This is a genomic window from Sporosarcina aquimarina (assembly GCF_019748715.1).
Lineage (GTDB): Bacteria > Bacillota > Bacilli > Bacillales_A > Planococcaceae > Sporosarcina > Sporosarcina newyorkensis.
This window is the reverse complement of sequence record NZ_JACLBZ010000023.1, coordinates 87,464-106,675: the sequence shown is the minus strand read 5'-3', so window position 1 is coordinate 106,675 and position 19,212 is coordinate 87,464. Positions and strand designations below refer to the sequence as shown.

19 protein-coding genes are annotated in these 19,212 nt (G+C 42.4%); 9 read left to right on the top strand and 10 right to left on the bottom strand.

Annotated elements, in window-relative coordinates; translation table 11 throughout:
• Window positions 1–358: 358 nt before the first annotated feature.
• Window positions 359–1,240 carry a nucleotidyltransferase-like protein gene (locus H7J92_RS11915; protein ID WP_009498446.1) on the bottom strand — a complete coding sequence of 294 codons (882 nt, stop codon included), beginning with the start codon at window positions 1,238–1,240 and terminating at the stop codon, window positions 359–361.
• 149 nt (window positions 1,241–1,389) lie between these two features.
• Between H7J92_RS11915 and H7J92_RS11910 the strand changes: the two genes are divergently transcribed.
• Window positions 1,390–1,758, top strand: coding sequence for a YgzB family protein (locus H7J92_RS11910; protein WP_009498447.1), 369 nt, complete (start codon window positions 1,390–1,392; stop codon window positions 1,756–1,758).
• Window positions 1,759–1,790: 32 nt separating this feature from the next.
• Here H7J92_RS11910 and perR read toward each other — a convergent pair whose 3' ends face one another.
• The 3 genes from perR to bcp all read right to left on the bottom strand — a co-directional run bounded on the left by perR (window position 1,791) and on the right by bcp (window position 3,801).
• Window positions 1,791–2,234 (bottom strand): peroxide-responsive transcriptional repressor PerR, encoded by a 444-nt coding sequence (gene perR / locus H7J92_RS11905; protein ID WP_078818380.1) that lies wholly within the window; start codon window positions 2,232–2,234, stop codon window positions 1,791–1,793.
• 137 nt (window positions 2,235–2,371) lie between these two features.
• Window positions 2,372–3,316 carry a D-2-hydroxyacid dehydrogenase gene (locus H7J92_RS11900; protein ID WP_078818381.1) on the bottom strand — a complete coding sequence of 315 codons (945 nt, stop codon included), beginning with the start codon at window positions 3,314–3,316 and terminating at the stop codon, window positions 2,372–2,374.
• 11 nt (window positions 3,317–3,327) lie between these two features.
• On the bottom strand, window positions 3,328–3,801 hold the full coding sequence (gene bcp, locus H7J92_RS11895) for a thioredoxin-dependent thiol peroxidase (RefSeq protein ID WP_078818382.1): 474 nt from the start codon (window positions 3,799–3,801) through the stop codon (window positions 3,328–3,330).
• A gap of 175 nt (window positions 3,802–3,976) precedes the next feature.
• Between bcp and H7J92_RS11890 the strand changes: the two genes are divergently transcribed.
• Together H7J92_RS11890 and H7J92_RS11885 are read left to right on the top strand one after the other, a co-directional pair.
• Window positions 3,977–5,278, top strand: a complete 1,302-nt coding sequence (locus H7J92_RS11890) for a glutamate-1-semialdehyde 2,1-aminomutase (protein ID WP_078818383.1) — start codon at window positions 3,977–3,979, stop codon at window positions 5,276–5,278.
• A 61-nt stretch (window positions 5,279–5,339) separates the two neighbouring features.
• Window positions 5,340–6,422: an FUSC family protein gene (locus H7J92_RS11885; protein ID WP_009498453.1), complete on the top strand. Its 1,083-nt coding sequence runs from the start codon at window positions 5,340–5,342 to the stop codon at window positions 6,420–6,422.
• Between the two features lie 52 nt (window positions 6,423–6,474).
• On the opposite strand, the gene H7J92_RS11880 is transcribed toward H7J92_RS11885, so the two are convergent.
• The 4 genes from H7J92_RS11880 to mutY form a co-directional block, all read right to left on the bottom strand.
• Window positions 6,475–8,220, bottom strand: a complete 1,746-nt coding sequence (locus tag H7J92_RS11880; protein ID WP_078818384.1) for an ABC transporter ATP-binding protein — start codon at window positions 8,218–8,220, stop codon at window positions 6,475–6,477.
• 55 nt (window positions 8,221–8,275) lie between these two features.
• Window positions 8,276–8,824 (bottom strand): nucleoside tri-diphosphate phosphatase, encoded by a 549-nt coding sequence (gene ntdP / locus H7J92_RS11875; RefSeq protein WP_009498455.1) that lies wholly within the window; start codon window positions 8,822–8,824, stop codon window positions 8,276–8,278.
• 201 nt (window positions 8,825–9,025) lie between these two features.
• Window positions 9,026–9,349 carry a gamma-type small acid-soluble spore protein gene (locus tag H7J92_RS11870; RefSeq protein WP_040759802.1) on the bottom strand — a complete coding sequence of 108 codons (324 nt, stop codon included), beginning with the start codon at window positions 9,347–9,349 and terminating at the stop codon, window positions 9,026–9,028.
• A gap of 72 nt (window positions 9,350–9,421) precedes the next feature.
• Window positions 9,422–10,468, bottom strand: a complete 1,047-nt coding sequence (gene mutY / locus H7J92_RS11865; RefSeq protein ID WP_078818385.1) for an A/G-specific adenine glycosylase — start codon at window positions 10,466–10,468, stop codon at window positions 9,422–9,424.
• Window positions 10,469–10,896: 428 nt separating this feature from the next.
• Here mutY and H7J92_RS11860 point away from each other — a divergent pair, with 428 nt between their 5' ends.
• Window positions 10,897–11,880, top strand: a complete 984-nt coding sequence (locus H7J92_RS11860; protein ID WP_221837088.1) for a metal-dependent hydrolase — start codon at window positions 10,897–10,899, stop codon at window positions 11,878–11,880.
• Between the two features lie 37 nt (window positions 11,881–11,917).
• Here the strand turns inward: H7J92_RS11860 and H7J92_RS11855 are convergent, their stop codons facing one another.
• Together H7J92_RS11855 and recX are read right to left on the bottom strand one after the other, a co-directional pair.
• On the bottom strand, window positions 11,918–12,250 hold the full coding sequence (locus H7J92_RS11855; RefSeq protein ID WP_040759803.1) for a YfhH family protein: 333 nt from the start codon (window positions 12,248–12,250) through the stop codon (window positions 11,918–11,920).
• A complete protein-coding gene (recX, locus tag H7J92_RS11850) occupies window positions 12,240–13,052 on the bottom strand; it encodes a recombination regulator RecX (protein ID WP_009498461.1) in 813 nt (270 codons plus the stop codon). The genes H7J92_RS11855 and recX overlap by 11 nt, the downstream gene beginning before the upstream one ends.
• A 93-nt stretch (window positions 13,053–13,145) precedes the next feature.
• Here recX and H7J92_RS11845 point away from each other — a divergent pair, with 93 nt between their 5' ends.
• From H7J92_RS11845 to H7J92_RS11825, 5 genes are all read left to right on the top strand, one after another.
• The gene (locus H7J92_RS11845) at window positions 13,146–14,042 is read left to right on the top strand and encodes a TIGR01777 family oxidoreductase (protein WP_009498462.1); all 897 of its coding nucleotides are present in this window, start codon (window positions 13,146–13,148) and stop codon (window positions 14,040–14,042) included.
• Between the two features lie 112 nt (window positions 14,043–14,154).
• A complete protein-coding gene (gene pdaA, locus H7J92_RS11840; protein WP_009498463.1) occupies window positions 14,155–14,955 on the top strand; it encodes a delta-lactam-biosynthetic de-N-acetylase in 801 nt (266 codons plus the stop codon).
• Window positions 14,956–15,333: 378 nt separating this feature from the next.
• On the top strand, window positions 15,334–15,504 hold the full coding sequence (locus H7J92_RS11835; RefSeq protein WP_171805944.1) for an SE1561 family protein: 171 nt from the start codon (window positions 15,334–15,336) through the stop codon (window positions 15,502–15,504).
• A 23-nt stretch (window positions 15,505–15,527) separates the two neighbouring features.
• On the top strand, window positions 15,528–17,060 hold the full coding sequence (locus H7J92_RS11830; protein WP_246602862.1) for a fumarate hydratase: 1,533 nt from the start codon (window positions 15,528–15,530) through the stop codon (window positions 17,058–17,060).
• 230 nt (window positions 17,061–17,290) lie between these two features.
• A complete protein-coding gene (locus H7J92_RS11825; protein WP_221837086.1) occupies window positions 17,291–19,195 on the top strand; it encodes a heavy metal translocating P-type ATPase in 1,905 nt (634 codons plus the stop codon).
• The last annotated feature ends 17 nt before the right edge of the window (window positions 19,196–19,212 follow it).

The window sequence follows — 19,212 nt, the reverse complement described above, 5'->3', positions numbered from 1 at the left end:
CCAGGATCAAACTCTCCATAAAAGAGAAATTCGAGTTAGCTCGATTTCTTGCTGGCATCATTTAAGATACTCATTTTGTTTATGTCACCGGCAGAGCCGATGCACAAACGTATAATTCGTTAACGTTTTGCTGTTCAGTTTTCAAGGTTCATGTTGTGCGCTTGCTATAAAAGCGACTTCTCTAATCTACCACATCTTAATTTAACTCGTCAAGTCTTTTTTGAAAAAAGTTTTTTCCAGAGTGTTGTGTGCGTTGTAAGGACGTTGTGTCCCTGACGACATTTAATATAATACCATGCATTCAAATAATAAGTCAACAATTATTTCAAAAAAATTATAGAGCGTATTAAAAACCGCTCTACATGGTCTTCAAAGCCCGTGCCAATCGGTATTCTCTATGGAATAACAAATCATTCTTGGATGGCACACTAACGGTTTCGATAAGTTGTTTATCCACTAGGTATTCTATAAAGAACTCCAAGTCCGAAGAATACAAAGACAACTCTTCTCGTTCGTGCAACTCTTGAATATTCCATGATTCTTTTTTGTTTAATATACCTAGTAGATGCTCTGACGCTTCATTCGTGTAATTATGAATGAAAAATTCGCTTGCTAGGAAAACCAAATCCAGTCTTTTCTCCACAGCTTCTTCACTGCCGATCAATTCTTCATAAAGCTTATAGACGGCAGGGTCTATTTTTTTCATTTGGGACCATACAGTTTCTTCGGGTAATGTGTTGGCCTTTATCGCCACCAATCTTGCAAGATGATGTAAGGAATTTATAGCACGCAGATAAGCATCCATATACCGCTTTCTCTCAAAATGAATTTTCCCTTCATTATATGCGCGAATCATTTTAGCTAATTCCATACCCATTTTAATATTTCTTCCGAATAAAGGCTCTGCGGATAACTGCTGTTTAAGACGTTCCGCATATTCATCTCGGTCAAAATAGATTTTGCCTAGAACGAGCCAATCAATGATTTTCTTATTCGTTCCAACCAACAGCCAGTGTGTTAATTGTTTTTCACTAATGATATGCATGGCCGCTTTAAGTTTGCCGTCTGTATAATGTTTTGTTTGTATAGGCACTTCATTATTTGAAGTAATAATGAAAAGTATTGTGTCAAATGTATCCGTAATCGGATCGTCTTCTCTTTGGTTTTCAATAAGCAGCACACTTAACGTGTCAGGCAGACTTGCCCTCTCCTGGTAAACTGGCCGTAATATCTGTTCCACTTTTCCGCCTCCCAGTTCTTTCTCGAACATCTCGAATACTCTTCTTCGACGAATTTCACATAAAATCCTTTAATTTAAAGTGAGATTGTACTGCAATTATTTAAGAGTATGATATATTAGGGAAGGATAGTGTTAGGAGGAAACTAGAGATGAAACCTTATAAAAATAAAATAAATCGCATTCGTTCATTCGCCTTGTCGCTCATTTTTATTGGAGTTGTCATTATGTATATCGGGATCTTTTTCCGTTCCAATGAAATTGTGATGCTAATCTTCATGTTCCTCGGGGTACTCGCTATTATCGCAAGTACTGTTGTATATGCATGGATTGGTACGTTGTCGACACGAGCCGTTAGAATAAAATGTCCAAATTGTGGGAAACACACAAAAATGCTCGGTCGTGTAGATATGTGCGGACATTGCCGTGAACCATTAACACTTGATCCTGAATTAGAAGGTAAAGAGTTTGACGTGGCGTATAATAAATCTAAGATGTCCCACGAAGAGTCATCAAAATAAAAAGAGTGTAGCCCAATTGGGTTACACTCTTTTTATTTTGCTTCGTTTTGAGCTTCCCCGCAGTCAGGACAAGTGCCATACACTTCTAAACGATGTGAATTCACTTTGAAACCTGTTACGTGGGCAGCTAGGCGCTCCACTTCTTCAAGCCCTGGATGATGGAAATCCACTATTTTTCCACACTCGTCGCAAATAATATGATAATGGTCGTGGGTCACAAAATCAAAACGACTCGATGCATCTCCGTATGTCAACTCTTTCACAAGGCCGGCATTTTGGAATACACGTAAGTTATTATAGACTGTTGCTACGCTCATATTTGGAAAGTCTGATTCAAGGGCTTTATAAATCTCATCAGCGGTCGGGTGTGTATGAGAAGTGATTAAATACTCCAGAATTGCATGTCGCTGCGGAGTAATTCTTACACCACTTTCTTTCAACGTCACAAGCGCATCTTTCAAGAAAACTCCCGGCATCGTAATGCACCTCACTTCATAAAGATTACTTCTTTATAATCATTATAATTAGTTTACTCAATGAAGGGGCATACTGTCAACTTTTCTGCTGAGAACCTTGATTTCAGACCATATTTTTTCACTATTTCTCGAAAGTATCAATACCCTTTTTTCAGATCTACCTGATTTATGAGTTCTTTATCACCCGTCAACCATTTATCCAAGTTCGTCTCCATGATGCCGAGTGAACGTATGATGTATTGATCGGATATGCTGGACATATGCGGTGAAACCGTGCAATTGGGCAGTTTCCATAGCGGACTGTCCACAGATAAAGGCTCTGTTTCAAATACATCTAAAACCGCATGACGGATTTCTTGATTTTCCAATGCATCGACGACAATCTGTTCTTTGACAGCGTCTCCTCTTCCCACGTTCATGAAAATTGCGGAATTTTTCATCGCTTGAAAGTGCTCAGCCTGATAAATCCACCTTGTTGCCGGTGTACTTGGCAAAATTGAAATGACATAGTCCGCTTCCGGCAACTTCATCATGATTTCAGAAAATGAAATGGTTTCATTCATCGACGGGCTGTCGTGTCCTGACCGATTGCAACCGATTGTGTGTACATGAAATGCCTGCAACAACCTGCCGATTTCCCCGCCGATTGCTCCAGTCCCCACGATCAAAGCTGTCGAGCTATTCACTTCACCAGGTATTTTATCCAACTCCCAGCGCATTTCGGTCTGTCTTGCATAAATTCCGGGCAAACCTCTTTCGAGCGACAATAAATGTGCCAGCACTGATTCAGCCAGCGGCATCTTATGGACACCATGCGAATTCGTGACGATAATGCCTTTCTTCTGCAATGCATTCAATGGGAGTTCGTCCACCCCAACTGCCGCCACCATGACCCATCTCAACGCAGAAGCACGCTCGATAATCTCTTCCGTAAGATCGACTCCTTCAGTCGCAATCACTTCGACGCCTTCTAACGAAACATCTTCAATAGAAGCTGTATAGATGAATTCGACATTCGGATATTCCTTGCTTAGTTGTTCTTTAAATGCCGTTTTCACCTTAAACGTGAATAATACCTTCATAATCGAACCCCCTATTTTGTCAATTGTTGAAGTGTAGCCAGTGCATCTTCCACATGCCCTTTCACTCGCACTTTCCGCCATTCTCTTACTACTGTACCTGTCGGGTCGATTAGGAATGTAGATCGCTCAATCCCCATATACTCTTTACCGAAATTCTTTTTCAGCTTCCATACACCGTACTGCTCGGCAACCGCATGATCCTCGTCTACCAGAAGAGAGAAAGGCAACCCATGCTTTTCAATGAATTTTTGGTGAGAAGCCTCATGATCGGGACTTACACCTAAAATTACTGCATTTAATTCTTCAAATTCATTGACCGCATCGCGAAAATCACAAGCCTCTGTCGTACAGCCAGGTGTTGCATCTTTCGGATAAAAATACAGCACCACATACTTTTCCCCTTTAAATTGTTCCAATGAAACGATATCTCCATTTTCGTTTGGCAACGAGAATACAGGTGCCTGCAGTCCTTCTAACTTGTCCATTCAAAAAAACCTCCTCTGTGTGATGAAAACGTTCATTATTCTGAAATTACCCATACTTATCGTAGCCGAAATGAACGGGCTTTTCAATTTACTGCAACGCGACGCTGAAGGTGGAGACTTACTGGTGATTAATGCTAAAATGGGTAACGTATAATTGATTTGGAGGAATTCACTGATGAACCGAAAAAATTCAGAAGCAATCTACGCAGAAGCATGTGAACATATTGTAGGTGGAGTAAACAGTCCGTCCCGCGGGTATAAAGCGGTTGGCGGCGGGGCTCCCACTGTCATGGAACGTGCGGAAGGCGCTTATTTTTATGACGTGGACGGTAATCGATATATTGATTATCTAGGCGCATACGGACCAATCATTACAGGGCACGCACACCCTCATATTACAAAAGCCATTACGAAAGCAGCGGAAACAGGCGTCTTATATGGAACGCCTACCCGCCATGAAGTGAAATTTGCCAAAATGCTGAAGGATGCCATTCCCGGAATGGATAAAGTCCGCTTCGTCAACTCTGGCACGGAAGCCGTCATGACAACAATCCGTGTCGCACGAGCATATACTGGACGTACGAAGATCATGAAGTTCGCAGGTTGTTATCATGGACATTCTGACCTTGTCCTTGTCGCAGCAGGCTCCGGACCCGCAACACTTGGCACCCCTGATTCCGCAGGTGTTCCATCTTCCATTGCAAAAGAAGTTATTACAATTCCATTTAATGATCCAAAGAGCTACAAAGAAGCGATGGATAAATGGGGAGACGAGTTAGCTTGTATTTTAATTGAACCGATTGTAGGAAACTTCGGTATTGTCGAACCGAATGAAGGTTTCTTGGAACTCGTTCATGAACTTGCTGCCGATAAAGGAGTACTTACGGTGTATGATGAAGTCATCACAGCATTCCGTTTCCATTATGGAGCTGCACAAACACTGCTCGGTCTCCAGCCGGACTTAACGGCTTTTGGCAAGATTATCGGCGGCGGACTTCCGATTGGTGCTTATGGCGGTAAAAAAGAAATCATGGAACAAGTTGCTCCGCTCGGTCCCGCCTATCAAGCAGGTACTATGGCAGGAAACCCGGCATCCATGCTTTCTGGTATCGCTTGCCTCGAAGTCTTGCAAGAACCGGGTGTCTATGACGAAATGGATCGCCTCGGCGGTTTATTAGAAGTCGGGATTTTGGAATTAGCGAACAAGCACGGCATCCAGATGACCATCAACCGATTAGGTGGAGCACTCACATTGTTCTTTACCGATGTCACTGTGGAAAATTATGAGCAAGCCGAAGCGACAGACGGAGAAATTTTCGGGCGTTTCTTCAAAGAAATGCTGAAAAACGGTGTGAATCTTGCGCCTTCTAAGTATGAAGCTTGGTTCTTGACTACTGCCCATACAGAAAATGATGTAAAGGAAACTTTAAAAGCGGTAGATCGTTCATTTAAAACATTAGCCGAATCAATGGATTGACCGTTTCTCGGCTATATTGTAAAGTAGCAAAAAAGAGCTTATTCAGGAAAGGAATTACCCAATGAAACTTGGTGCCCGCGTCTTTAAAACGGGTATTGCGATTGTATTTGCCCTATTTCTCGCTCAATTACTTGAGTTACCAACTGCGGTATTTGCAGGGATAGCAGCGATTTTCGCAATCCAGCCATCTATTTATAGATCGTATTTAACGATCATTGAACAATTGCAAGGGAATCTGATCGGCGCCGCTGTGGCAGTGTCGTTCACACTTATTTTTGGTCCGCAACTAGTCGTTGTAGGATTAGCTGCAGTGATTGTTATGATCATCATGTTGAAGCTAGGTCTCGAGAAATCTATTTCTCTTGCGCTCGTCACAATGATTGCCGTTATGGAGGTAAAAGACGATAACTTCCTAACCTTCGCCTTACTCCGGGTATCCACTATTCTCGTCGGTGTACTCGCAGCTTTCATCGTGAACATGGTCTTTATGCCACCGAAGTATGAAACGAAACTGTTTCAGGCAATCCATCAAGCTCAGGATGAAATCATTCGTTGGACCCGTCTCGCAGGTCGTCAGGCTTCTGAGCATTCTGCCACAAAAAAGTCTTTGGGCAAACTGAAAGAACGACTCGTTCAAATCGACCAGCTCTACTTGCTATTCAAGGAAGAACGCAGCTACATTAAAAAAACCACTGCTTCCAAAGCCCGAAAACTTGTTGTCTATCGGCAGATGGTTGCAACAACTCGCAGCAGTTACGATGTGCTTAAGAGATTGCATAAATTCGAAAACGAACTTATCAATCTTCCTGATCACTTCCGTATGATGGTGCAAGAACGACTCGAAGCATTGCTCGTCTACCATGAGCAGCTTCACTTGAAATTCATCGGGAGGTTAAAGGCAGAACGCGATGAGGATGGAGTGCATAATGAATTCATTCAGCGACAAGAGGTAATGGATATTTTCGCGAAGGAAATTGCCATCACCAAAGAAGACGAGGAATTCTCTGCCTACCATTTACTCCATATTCTCTCTTCCATGTTGAACTATGAAGAACAGCTGGAGCATTTGGATATGTTGATCACTTCTTATCAATCAAGATTTGAAGATGAAGATAATGCTGCTTTAGAAGATGAATTTTATTAATTAAAGATAAAAACTGCGATAGACTGTTTCTTAGTCCATCGCAGCTTTTTAATTACCCTCCCAATTCCTGTCGATTGTAGAGCCCGGCATATACGCCTTCGCGTCTCATCAATTCTTGGTGAGTTCCTGATTCTTTTAATTCTCCATGATCAATTACATAGATACAGTCCGCGTGTGTAATAGTCGACAAACGATGCGCTACAATCAGAGTAGTCCGTTCATGCGCCAGTCGTTCGAGCGAGTCTTGAATCAAGGCTTCACTTTCCAAGTCGAGCGCAGATGTTGCTTCATCCAAAATAAGCAGCGCCGGGTTTTTCAAAAATACACGCGCGATCGAGATTCGTTGCTTTTGACCGCCAGATAATTTTACACCACGTTCCCCGACTCGTGTATCATACCCTTCAGGCAACGTCTCAATGAAGTCATGTGCGTTCGCAGCTTTAGCCGCAGCCACAACTTCTTCGTCCGTCGCATCGGGCTTGCCCATCAGAATATTGCTTTTAACCGAATCGCTGAACAAAATGGAGTCTTGGAGCACCATACCAATTTGATCACGCAGGGATTTGACTTTGACATCCCTGATATCATATCCATCGACACGGATCGCTCCCGAATTGACATCATAGAAGCGAGGAATCAAACTGATGATCGTTGACTTCCCTCCGCCACTCATACCAACTAACGCAGCGGTCTCACCCGGACGGATCGTCAAGCTGATGTTTTTCAACACCTCTTCTTCCTCATAAGCAAAACTGACATTCTCGAATTGAATTTCTCCGTTAATTGGCGGCAGTACCTTTGCATCTTCTTTATCCACCACATCATACTTCTCATTCATCAAATCAAGCACCCGATCCATCGAAGCAAATGACTGAGTCAGCGATGTCGAAGAGTTAACCAACCGTCTCAAAGGAGAATACAGACGCTCGATGAACGCAATAAATGCGACCATCGTACCGACTGACAGCGAGCCGTTGATCACTTGATACCCCGCAAAACCGATAACGAGTAACGGTGCGACGTCAGTGATTGTATTGACCACGGCAAATGCCTTCGCATTCCATCTTGTATGTTCGATTGCACGATCTAAAAAGGCATTGTTCACTTCATCAAAACGTTCTTGCTCTTTGTCTTCGATGGCAAAACTTTTAATAATGCTGACTCCAGCTATCCGTTCATGCAGATAACTTTGTACATCCGCCAAAGCTTGTGACCTTTTTCTTGTCAATTCACGCAACTTCCCGAAGAAATGCTTGACGCTAAACGCATAAAAAGGAAAAGCAAGCAATGTGACCAGAGTTAACTGCACGTCCAGAGTCAGCATGATGGCAATCGCAATAATAATTGTCGCCAAATCCAACCAGACGTTCATTAAGCCGATCATCACAAAGTTTTTCGTTTGTTCCACGTCATTGATGACCCTGGAAATCACTTCACCTGCACGCGTATTCGAATAAAAACGTAAACCTAGCTTCTGCAAATGACTATATAGTGATCGCCGTATATCAAACAAAATCTTATTGCTGACATACTGCGCATAATATTGGCGATAATATTCAACAGGAGGTCGAATCAGAAAGAATAAAATAATCGTGCCGCCTAGCCAATAAAACAAATACTTCGTTTTCTCGGCGTCGGACATAGCCGGTGCCCCTATGATGTCGTCAATGACAATTTTGATCAGCAACGGTAAAAATAATGGAATGGCAAACTTAATGATCCCGATAAGAACGGTAAAGAGGATCTGCCAATTATAAGGTTTTACGAATTGTAGATAACGTTTAATACTTTCACCCATTCTGTTCCTCTCCTAATCAGTTAAAAAAAACCGACCCACACGAGTGCAGGCAGGTTCAACGTTTTTCATCCTGAAGTTGCTTATAGAACTCAAACCTGGAGGTCCATACATTAATAAAGTCAGGAGCAAACGGTCCTTTTCTTTGCTTGATCCAACCCAGCAATTGGGTTAAATTATCTTGCAGGATTTGATCGATCACTTCTGGATATTTCATTTGACGTTTATGTTCGGCATATTCATCCTCATCTAAAATCAAATAACTCATATCCGGAAAAACTTTCACGTCTAGGTCGTAATCAATATACTTCAATGACTTTTCGTCAAAGACAAACGGTGAACTCATATTAACGTAATAATAGACGCCGTCTTCACGCAACATGCAAATGATATTGAACCAATTTTCCGCATGAAAGTAGCAGATGGACGGCTCGCGTGTCAGCCATGTTCGGCCGTCTGATTCAGTCACGAGCGTACGTTCATTTCCTCCAATGACAATATTTCGGGTTCCTTTTAATACGAGCGTTTCTTGCCAGACACGATGGATCTTGCCATTATGTTTGTAACTGTGGATCTGTATCGTTTCTCCTTCTTTTGGAATTGCCAATTTTCTCTACCACCTTTGAGCCTCATGCCACCGCTCTTGCTATCTGTTCATTATACCAACTGACTTCCCAAAATTAAAACGTTTCAACCATCTATTTTGTAATTGCCTGAATTTTGCGGGGTGCTTGCTTCGTTTTGTCCATAAAAAAACCGGTAGAAATGGCATATAATAGCCATTTCTACCGGTAGGTGGTGTCCATACTTACTTGGAACCTTTAAATTGGTTCGCACGTGCACCCGAAGCTTGTTGCTTGTTTGCTTCTGCTTGACGGTTTTGCTCTTTTACCTCGTTCACATCAGTCTCAGATGCAAATTCTTCATTCATAGATGATTGCATGTTGGAAGATGCTGATTGCATGTTCGCAGCAGACTGTGCATTTTGCTGACGGACTTGGTTCACATCAGTTTCTGATGCGTACTCTTCGTTCATCGTTTGCTGATTAGCAGACTGTGCATTCTGCTTACGCACTTGATTCGCATCTGTTTGTGATGCAGATTGAGCATTACGATTTGGTTGCTTAGGCATGGATTTATTCACCTCCGTGCCCCTTATGATGTCCAGCGTCCTCATATTTATTCAGAACCGGCAAAGAAGTTTTTACCAATCAATACTTTCTATAATTTTCATCACAGGCTTTGATTTCGGCAAGGCTTCAATTTGTTCTTTTGTATAAAAGTTCAGCGGCTCTTTAGAAGTAACATCCTCCAATTGAGCACGATACGCATGAATGTCCCATGTGATGTGCGAGAACAGATGGGAGAATCGCGTGAGCTCTGTTACTTTTTTCAACTTGAGCCCGGTGTCTTTTTCAAACGTCTCCACTGCATCCAACTCTTGAAGTTCTACCATCGGAAACTCCCAAAGTCCTGCAAGTAAACCTGTGCCTGGTCTCTTTTGCAATAACCATTTTCCTTCTTCATTTTGAATTGCGAATGCAGCAAGTGAGACATACTTTTTCTTTTGCTTTTTCAATTTTATCGGCAATTGCTGTTGTTTACCTTCCTCAAATGCGATACAAAAATCACGAACCGGACATAATAAGCAACGTGGATTCGGTGTACAGATGACCGCACCCAATTCCATCAAGGCCTGATTGAATGAAGAGGCATCTTCTTCGGAAATCAATTCCATAACCGCCTGTTCGAATATTTTTCGATTTCGGGGTAAAGCAATATCCTCTTCGATCAGCAATATGCGAGATAAGACTCTCATGACATTTCCATCAACTGCATGCTCCGGTACACCATAAGCTATACTAAGGATCGCCCCCGCTGTATATGGGCCGACTCCTTTGAGCGCCGAAATTTTCTCTCTAGTATTCGGCACTTCCCCACCGTAGGTTTCCACAACTTCTCTTACACCTGATTGAAGATTGCGGACACGTGAATAATAACCGAGACCTTCCCACATTTTCAGGATTTCTTCTTCTTTCGCTTCTGACAAATCTTGCATCGTCGGAAATTTTTCGATAAATCGTTCATAATACGGTATGACTGTATCTACTCGCGTCTGTTGCAGCATTACTTCTGAAATCCAAATATAATATGGATTATTCGTTCTTCTCCAAGGTAAATCTCTTTTTTCAGCTTCATACCAGGACAATAAAGCCTGTTGGAACGCCTTTTTTTGTTCAATTATTTGCATAATGCCCTCGCTTCTTTATTCAAATACTTTTAGTTCTCGTGAAATAGGGTATATAATTAATACAGACTTAGACATTTTACGACTCTTTCCTCTATCAATTATGCCTCGGCGTAATCGCGTCCAGATTTTGAATTGTGCTTAGGTCTGCGTGACGCAGATCAGTTAGCCTTTGCCGCAGGACGCGGCGAGTTTTGGCTAACTCCATCTTTTAAAACTCCTCTCAAAATCTGTGACATCCGCCGGAGGCTTAGGTCAACAGGATGTTGATCATGCAGGCGTTATCACAGGATGTGGCGATCTTAGCCTGCGTACTTCTCTTGTTCAGCTGGCGTTTGAATGCCCGCTGAACAGGAAGTAAATTCGAATTCATCTCAGCACCTATAGAGGTGTGAGCCTTCTGCTGAATAAAGATAAAAAGGAGTGATGATTTGGATACAGGTACACATATAGCCATGGGAGTTGCGATTAGCGGTCTAGCACTGGCCGATTCTGCCGTAGCGAATGACCCTTCTACTATGGGAGCGGTATTTGCCGGTATTATGGTCGGCTCGCTGATTCCGGATATTGATACCGTGTTAAAGCTGCGAAATAATGCCGTTTATTTGCGCAATCACCGTGGGATTACACATTCCGTTCCAGCCGTCATGTTATGGCCGCTCTTGATCTCGATCCTTTTGACACTCATTGTTCCAGGAGCGGAGTTTCTACATGTATGGGCATGGACTTTTCTAGCTGTGTTTATCCACGTCTTTGTAGATATTTTTAATTCATACGGCACACAAGCACTGCGGCCCTTTTCACAAAAATGGGTAGCGATCGGGGTCATCAATACATTTGATCCAATTTTTTTCGGCCTGCACGTCATCGCGATTCTCGCATGGTTTCTCGGTACAGATCCTTTAGCCACAATGTCCACTTTATATATCGTAATATTTTTCTATTATTTACTGCGGTTCGCCGTCAAAAGCGCAGTAAAAAGATCTGTCAAAAAGACAGTGCCCGGTGCTACTGAGATTTTCATCGCCCCGACTATGAAATTTTTTCAATGGCGTGTGGCAGCGACCACTGAAGTCGATCATTATGTCGGACGCGCATACGGACGGTCGATTACATTATACGACCGTTTTAAACGCGAACCAATGCCAGCTTCTCCACAAGTCTCGGCAGCTCTAGAAGATCCGAATTTAAAGGCCTTTGTGTCCTTTTCTCCTCTGTATCGCTGGTCGGTTTCACATGTTGGCGATCTTTATGAAGTCCGTCTCATCGATTTGCGCTACCGAAGTAAAGGATATTATCCATTTGTCGCAGTAGCTCATGTCAATCAAGATTTGGAGGTAGTGAATTCCTATACCGGATGGATCTTCTCTGAAGACAAACTTCGCAAGAAATTAAAATTTGCTCCTAACAATTAAAGAACGTCCATGCATTATGCATGAGCGTTCTTTTTGTTTACTTCCCGCTTTTCACGTCTTTCAACATGGCGATCGGCAATGCTTCTATTGCTTTCTCTCCACCTAAACGATGGCCCCATGCAAATAACCCTTTCAAGTAATCTACTTGAAAGAACATACCGTCGTCTCCTTCAATACGATACATTTCACCTGGCTTGATACTTTCCGGATCAACCAAATAGGATTGTACCATGACGGCTTTGCGTTGGTGTACAGCATACTCACTGATCATACCCATCTGTTCCGCTTTGCGTGCTTTTTCCATGAGGGAAGCGACTTCACTCCGCAGTTCATTTTCATTCATTTCGCTGTAATGTTTTTCAGTCTCCATCTTCTTCATTCCTTTTCTGTTCAATAAAAAGATCAATCTGCGCAAGCGGAATGCCCTTTTGATACATCGATTGCTTCACTCTCTGTCTCAAATCAGCGCCGGAATACTTACTCTGATAGCGTCTCCACGCCTTTTCGCCAAAGTTCTGAGTGATTTCCGTCCATTCATCTTCATCTCGTTCAATGCTCACGCTATTAAGCACTTGTTTAATTTGTTCAAATGAAAATCCTTTTCTTGCTAATGTATTTTGGATTTTCTGTTTTACTTGTGCCGGCGGCTGTTGGCTGTTGGAGCGTATTGTCTTTTCAGCGAGCTTCAGTGCATTGTCCATTTGATCTTCCATCGTGTACTCCTCCAATGCTTGAGTTTGAAGTTCCTTGGGTATACCTTTCTTATAAAGGGATTGCTGAATCGCTCTCGGTCCTTTTAAAGAACTGTTCTTTTCAGTCCGGACCAGCGCTTCAGAGAATGCCTCATCATTTAGGAATCCAAGTCGTTTCAATTTCACGATCGCCTCAAGGACGATCGCTTCTCCATAATCTTTCTCAAGAAGCTTCTTTTTCACTTCCATTTCACTGCGCATACGGAAAGACAAAAAATGTAATGCACGGTTAAATGCTTTTTCAATTTGGTCTGCATAGACAATTTCGTCCGTCTCCCAATCGTCCAGCGTCATACCCTTAGTGAGCTCAAATTTCACCAGTACAGATTCATGGACGCTAAAAGCATATTGTTCATCAATAAAAATATTATAACGTTCGCTATCTCGTTTTTGTTGTGATATTTTGGTAATTAGCGGCATTTCTCCATCACCTACTTAGTATTAGTATACCGCTTCTTTCAGTGATGGTCAGCAATAGTGTATTAATTTTGCAGAGTTTGGAGGGGAATTAGTATGAGAGTCGTTATTACAGGAGGAACTGGATTTATCGGCAGCATATTAACTGCAAAGCTTCGAGAAAGTGGTCATGATGTGATCATATTGACACGCAAACCGTCTTTCGAACAGAATGGTGTCCAGTACGTTCAGTGGCTAACAGACAACGCTTCACCTGAAAATGAGCTTGGTCAAGTCGACGCTGTTGTGAATCTGGCAGGTGTTTCAATTAATGATGGCCGGTGGACAACAGAGCGCAAAAAACAAATCCACGATAGCCGAATCACAGCTACTCAAGAGGTGCTGCGTATTCTGCGGTCACTGCCTGAAAAGCCATGTGTATTAGTAAATGGAAGCGCAATTGGAATCTATCCTCCATCGCTCACTGAAGAGTACACAGAATCATCCATAGTGGTCGGCGATAATTTTCTCGCTAAAACAGTTTATGATTGGGAGCGCCTTGCCAGCCATGCAAACGATTTAGGTGTTCGAACAGTGTTCACTCGATTTGGTATTGTCCTTGGCAAAGATGGAGGCGCATTGCCTCTCATGAAGTTGCCTTATCTATTATACTCCGGCGGCAAAATCGGCTCAGGCAATCAATGGTTTTCTTGGGTACATGTTGAAGACGTTGCGAACGCCATCATCTATTCATTGGAAAATAATGCGATTGAAGGTCCTGTCAATGTTGTAGCACCGAGCCCGATGCATATGAATGCTTTCGGAAAAACAGTAGCAAAAGTGCTCCATCGACCACATTGGTTTCCCGTCCCAAGTTTCGTTATGGAGTTAACTTTGGGTGAGAAAAGCATGATCATCTTACAAGGCCAGCATGTTTTGCCAGATAAGCTCCTTAAAAATGGATTTACTTTTCAATATCCATCTTTAAAGCCCGCTTTAGAAGATCTGTTGTGAAATGAAATGTTTGTTGGGATGTTGACAACACCCTGACAAACATTTTCCGAAGTTTGCATAGTACATATTTAAAGCCAAACCGCACATGCTCTATTAAAAGGAGTGATGTTGTATGGCTCGCCACGTTTCAGGTATTTTATTGGCTTCATGCTTATTGGTTGTCGGTATTTTAGTCAATCCTTTTGCTGTAAAGGCAGAAGAATTCCATTGGGGATTCAAGAAAGCCACAGATGGAGTGCCTCCTTCGGCTGGAGCGGAATTGGATAAATTGCTCGATGATTATGGAGCACTCTATAAAGGGAAAGGCGATAAGAAAGTTGTGTATCTAACATTTGACAATGGGTACGAAAACGGCTACACAGAGAGCATTTTGGACACTTTGAAGAAGGAAAAAGCCCCCGCTACATTTTTCTTGACCGGCCATTATGTAAAAAGCGCAAGTGATTTAGTGAAACGAATGGTTAAGGACGGACATGGAATCGGCAATCATTCCTATGATCACCCGAATATGGCCAACTTATCCGAACAGCAAATGGAAGAAGAATGGAGTAAGCTTGATGAGATCCTATACGAGACTACAGGACAAAAGCGCACCATTTATACACGACCGCCAGAAGGTGTCTTTAATGCGAAATTACTGCAGAAGGGTAATGACCTTGGATACCGGCATATTTTCTGGTCCGTCGCATTCATTGATTGGCATAAGGATCAACCAAAAGGAAAAGATTATGCATATAATGAATTAATGAAGCAGTTACACCCTGGCGCAGTCATCCTCATGCATACTGTCTCTCCAGATAATGCCCAAGCCTTGCCTGATTTCATTCGCGATGCAAAGAAACAAGGCTATAAGTTCCACTCTCTTGACCAACTGGTCGAAGAGTATGAAAAGGAAAATTCTGTGACCCAATAAAAAGAGACCTTGTCTGTTTAACTTCACCAACAGACAAGGTCCCTACCTATTCGGTCCTTCTTCAATTTGCATTTTACATTCGTAGTTATCCAATGTATTTACTTTTATTGGACTGTTACGGATCCCCTCCTTCGTTATTACGTACCTAGGATTCGATTCGCTTCTATAACTACGACCTCCTTTTCATTTGATTATTCCGACTATACCACCTATTCAGACACTTGTAAACTATTTTGTTCGAATTTAATAAATTTTTCTTAAGAAATACTAAAAATCTGCATGATGGATGTGCGCTATGCATGTAATTGAATGAGAAAAATCAGATTGAAAAAGATGGCGTTTTCATATACGATATCAATGATGGAAAGAGGTGGACATATGGACACATCACAAAACAAAGACCAAGTTGTAGAACTGAAAAATCGGTTCAATCAATTCCTTGAAACATTAGAAGCGATCGAACCAGAAAAGACGGGTCTCCAAGAGATCGATCGGCTGATCATGTTACTTGATGAGCTGGAAGAACAAATGGATAGTTATAAAAAATAACATAAATAACGGGGGATTTTGAGATGTACATAGAATCAATCGAGAAAAGTATGTATGATCTAATTTGCGAAACATCTACGAACTTACCAAAGGATGTTCGCCGTGCGATTCTTTCCGCAAAAGAAAAAGAAAACAAAGGTACGAGCTCCGCTATGAGTCTCGATACTATCGCTAAGAACATTAATATGGCAGATGAAAAACTTTCACCTATTTGCCAAGATACCGGTCTGCCAACATTCAAGATCAAAACTCCCGTCGGTGTTAACCAATTGGAGATCAAAGCTGCAATTAACCGCGCTATCGAACTCGCTACTGAACATGGAAAACTTCGTCCGAACGCAGTTGATTCTTTGACTGGCGATAACAGTGGAAACAACTTAGGGATCGGCTTGCCTGTTGTGAAGTTTGAACAATGGGAACAAGACCATATCGAAGTGAAATTGATCCTAAAAGGCGGCGGCTGCGAAAACAAGAATATCCAATACAGCTTGCCAACTGAATTAGAAGGGCTTGGACGCGCTGGACGTGATTTAGATGGTATTCGTAAATGTATCTTACATTCCGTTTATCAAGCACAAGGACAAGGGTGTTCAGCAGGATTCATCGGTGTAGGTATCGGCGGCGACCGTTCATCCGGATACGATTTGGCAAAAGAGCAACTCTTCCGGGATGTAACCGACGTCAATCCAATTCCTGAACTTGCACAGTTGGAAGACTATGTACTGGAAAAAGCAAATCATCTAGGAATTGGTACAATGGGCTTCGGCGGTGAAGCAACGCTGCTTGGCTGTAAAATTGGTGTTATGCACCGGATTCCTGCGAGCTTCTATGTTTCAGTAGCATATAATTGCTGGGCTTATCGCCGCATGGCAGTAGACATCAATGCGGATACTGGAGAAATTACAGACTGGCATTACAATGAAGGCGAAAAAATTGCATTTGAACAACCTGCTGAAGAAACAAAGTCCACAGCACGTGTAGTGAAATTGCAAGCACCTATTACAGAAGAAGAAATTAGAGACTTGCGTGTTGGCGACGTCGTGAAAATCTCCGGTCGCATGTATACGGGCCGTGATGCTATTCATAAGCATTTAATGGACAATGATGCACCAGTTGATTTGAATGGCCAAGTCATTTACCACTGCGGTCCGGTCGTTCTGAAGAATGAAGAAGGCAAATATGAAATTAAGGCAGCAGGTCCTACGACTTCAATTCGTGAAGAGCCGTATCAAGGAGATATCATGAAAAAATTCGGTATTCGGGCAGTCATCGGAAAAGGCGGCATGGGGCCTAAAACTTTGGCGGCGCTCCAGGAACACGGCGGCGTGTACTTGAACGGAATTGGCGGAGCAGCCCAATATTACGCAGACTGCATTAAGGAAGTAGAAGGCGTTGATTTGCTTGAGTTCGGAATACCAGAAGCACTCTGGCACCTGCGTGTTGAAGACTTCACCGCAGTCGTAACAATGGACTCCCACGGAAATAGTCTACATGCCGATATTGACAAATCTTCATTAGAAAAGCTCTCACAATTTAAAGAGAAAGTATTTAACTAATCAACCAGCAGCGAATGATTTCATTCGCTGCTTTTTTGTGTTTACAAAAAGATTGATCATTTTAGTAACATTTTTTCAGAGCAGGTGCTATACTATAGTTAATAACTATTATAATTTCAGAATCATTCTAGTTTGTGATTTAAAAGTCGATTCTACTCCGGTAGAGTCGACTTTACTGCTTTAATTAGACATTTGAAATTGAAATTCATTATCAATTAGGAGGTATTCAAATGACAACATCAGCAAAAGAACAATTCGATGAAAAAGTAGATTGGACCGCGAGATTTGAATTGATCGCTGCCATATTATCCGGACTTTTTATCTTGGCAGCATGGCTCTTGAGTAAAAATGGCACAGAGGCTTTCTCTATCACGCTGTATATCCTGGCATTTTTGATTGGAGGATATGCAAAAGCCAAGGAAGGTATTGAAGAAACGATAAAAAATAAAGAGCTGAATGTCGAGATGCTGATGGTTTTCGCAGCAATCGGCTCTGGCATTATCGGCTACTGGGCGGAAGGCGCCATACTGATTTTCATTTTTGCAATCAGTGGTGCACTTGAAACGTATACTTTAAATAAAAGCCATAAGGAAATCTCTTCTCTAATGGAAATGCAACCTGAGGAAGCGTGGCTCATCACAGAGGATGGCAGTGAACAAAAAGTACCTACTGCATCTTTATCCCTCGGCGCAGTCCTGCTCGTCAAGCCAGGCGAACGCATTCCAGTGGATGGTCAAGTACTCAGCGGCATTACTTCCGTTGATATGTCTGCAATCAATGGAGAGTCCATTCCTGTGACGAAGCAAGAAAATGATGAATTGTTTGCGGGAACAGTGAATATTAGCGGGGCAATTCGAATGACCATGACAAAGCCTAGCTCTGAGACTTTATTCCAAAAAATTATTGCTATGGTTCAGAACGCACAAAGTGAGAAATCCCCTTCTCAACAATTTATTGAACGATTCGAGGGTACTTATGTAAAAATTGTCTTGGCGGCAGTCGTGATTATGATGTTTCTTCCGCATTTTTTACTCAATTGGGATTGGACGACTACCTTTTACCGCGCCATCGTACTATTGGTTGTCGCTTCCCCCTGTGCGTTGATGGCAGCCATTATGCCTGCAACCTTGGCTGCGGTCTCAAATGGTGCTAAAAGAGGCGTTTTATTTAAAGGCGGGGTTCACTTAGAGCACTTAAGCTCTTTGAATGCTTTTGCTTTTGATAAAACCGGTACATTGACCACTGGCAAGCCTGTTGTAATGGATTTTATCGTCCGAAAAGATACCAACCCAAAAGAAGCGCTCGCTTTATTTGCAGGTGTTGAATCATTGTCCAACCACCCGTTAGCCAAGGCAATCATTCAGTATGCCAACGAGCAAGAGGTCATACCTGAACGGAATCTCTATATTGAAGACGTGCCTGGTTACGGAATTAAAGCTGAAACAGATAATGGTATGATCCGAATCGGCAATCCAAGATTTGTCGGTATAGATTTAGTGGAATCATTTGAGGATGGAATTGCCGAAACACTCGCCAATGAAGGAAAAACTGTTATTTTCATGAGAGATGAACACGGTATTGTAGCATTGGCTGCACTGAAGGATACGTTGAGAAAAGAGGCTGTGACTTCCATCAAAGAACTGAAAGCCCTTGGAATCCGTACCGTGATGCTTACGGGAGACAACGAAAAAACGGCGCATGCGATCGCTGAAGAAGTCGGAGTGGATTCATACGTTGCTGAATGTTTGCCTGAAGAGAAAGTCGTTCATCTGAAGAAATTGCTGAAGAATTATGAAACGGTTGGAATGGTTGGCGACGGTATCAATGATGCTCCTGCACTCGCTACTGCCACATCCGGTATTGCAATGGGCGAAGGCACAGATGTCGCTTTAGAGACCGCGGACGTAGTGCTAATGCAAAACGATTTGAATCGCCTTTCCTATGCAATCAAACTCTCAAGAAAAATGCAACGGATCGTTAAGCAAAACGTTTTCTTCTCCATCGCTGTCATTGCCATTCTGATCATATCCAACTTCATGCAAGTAGTCGATCTCCCTCTTGGTGTGATCGGGCATGAAGGAAGCACCATCCTCGTCATCCTTAACGGTTTGCGCATGTTGAACAAAATAGAATGACAAATTAAAACAGGCTG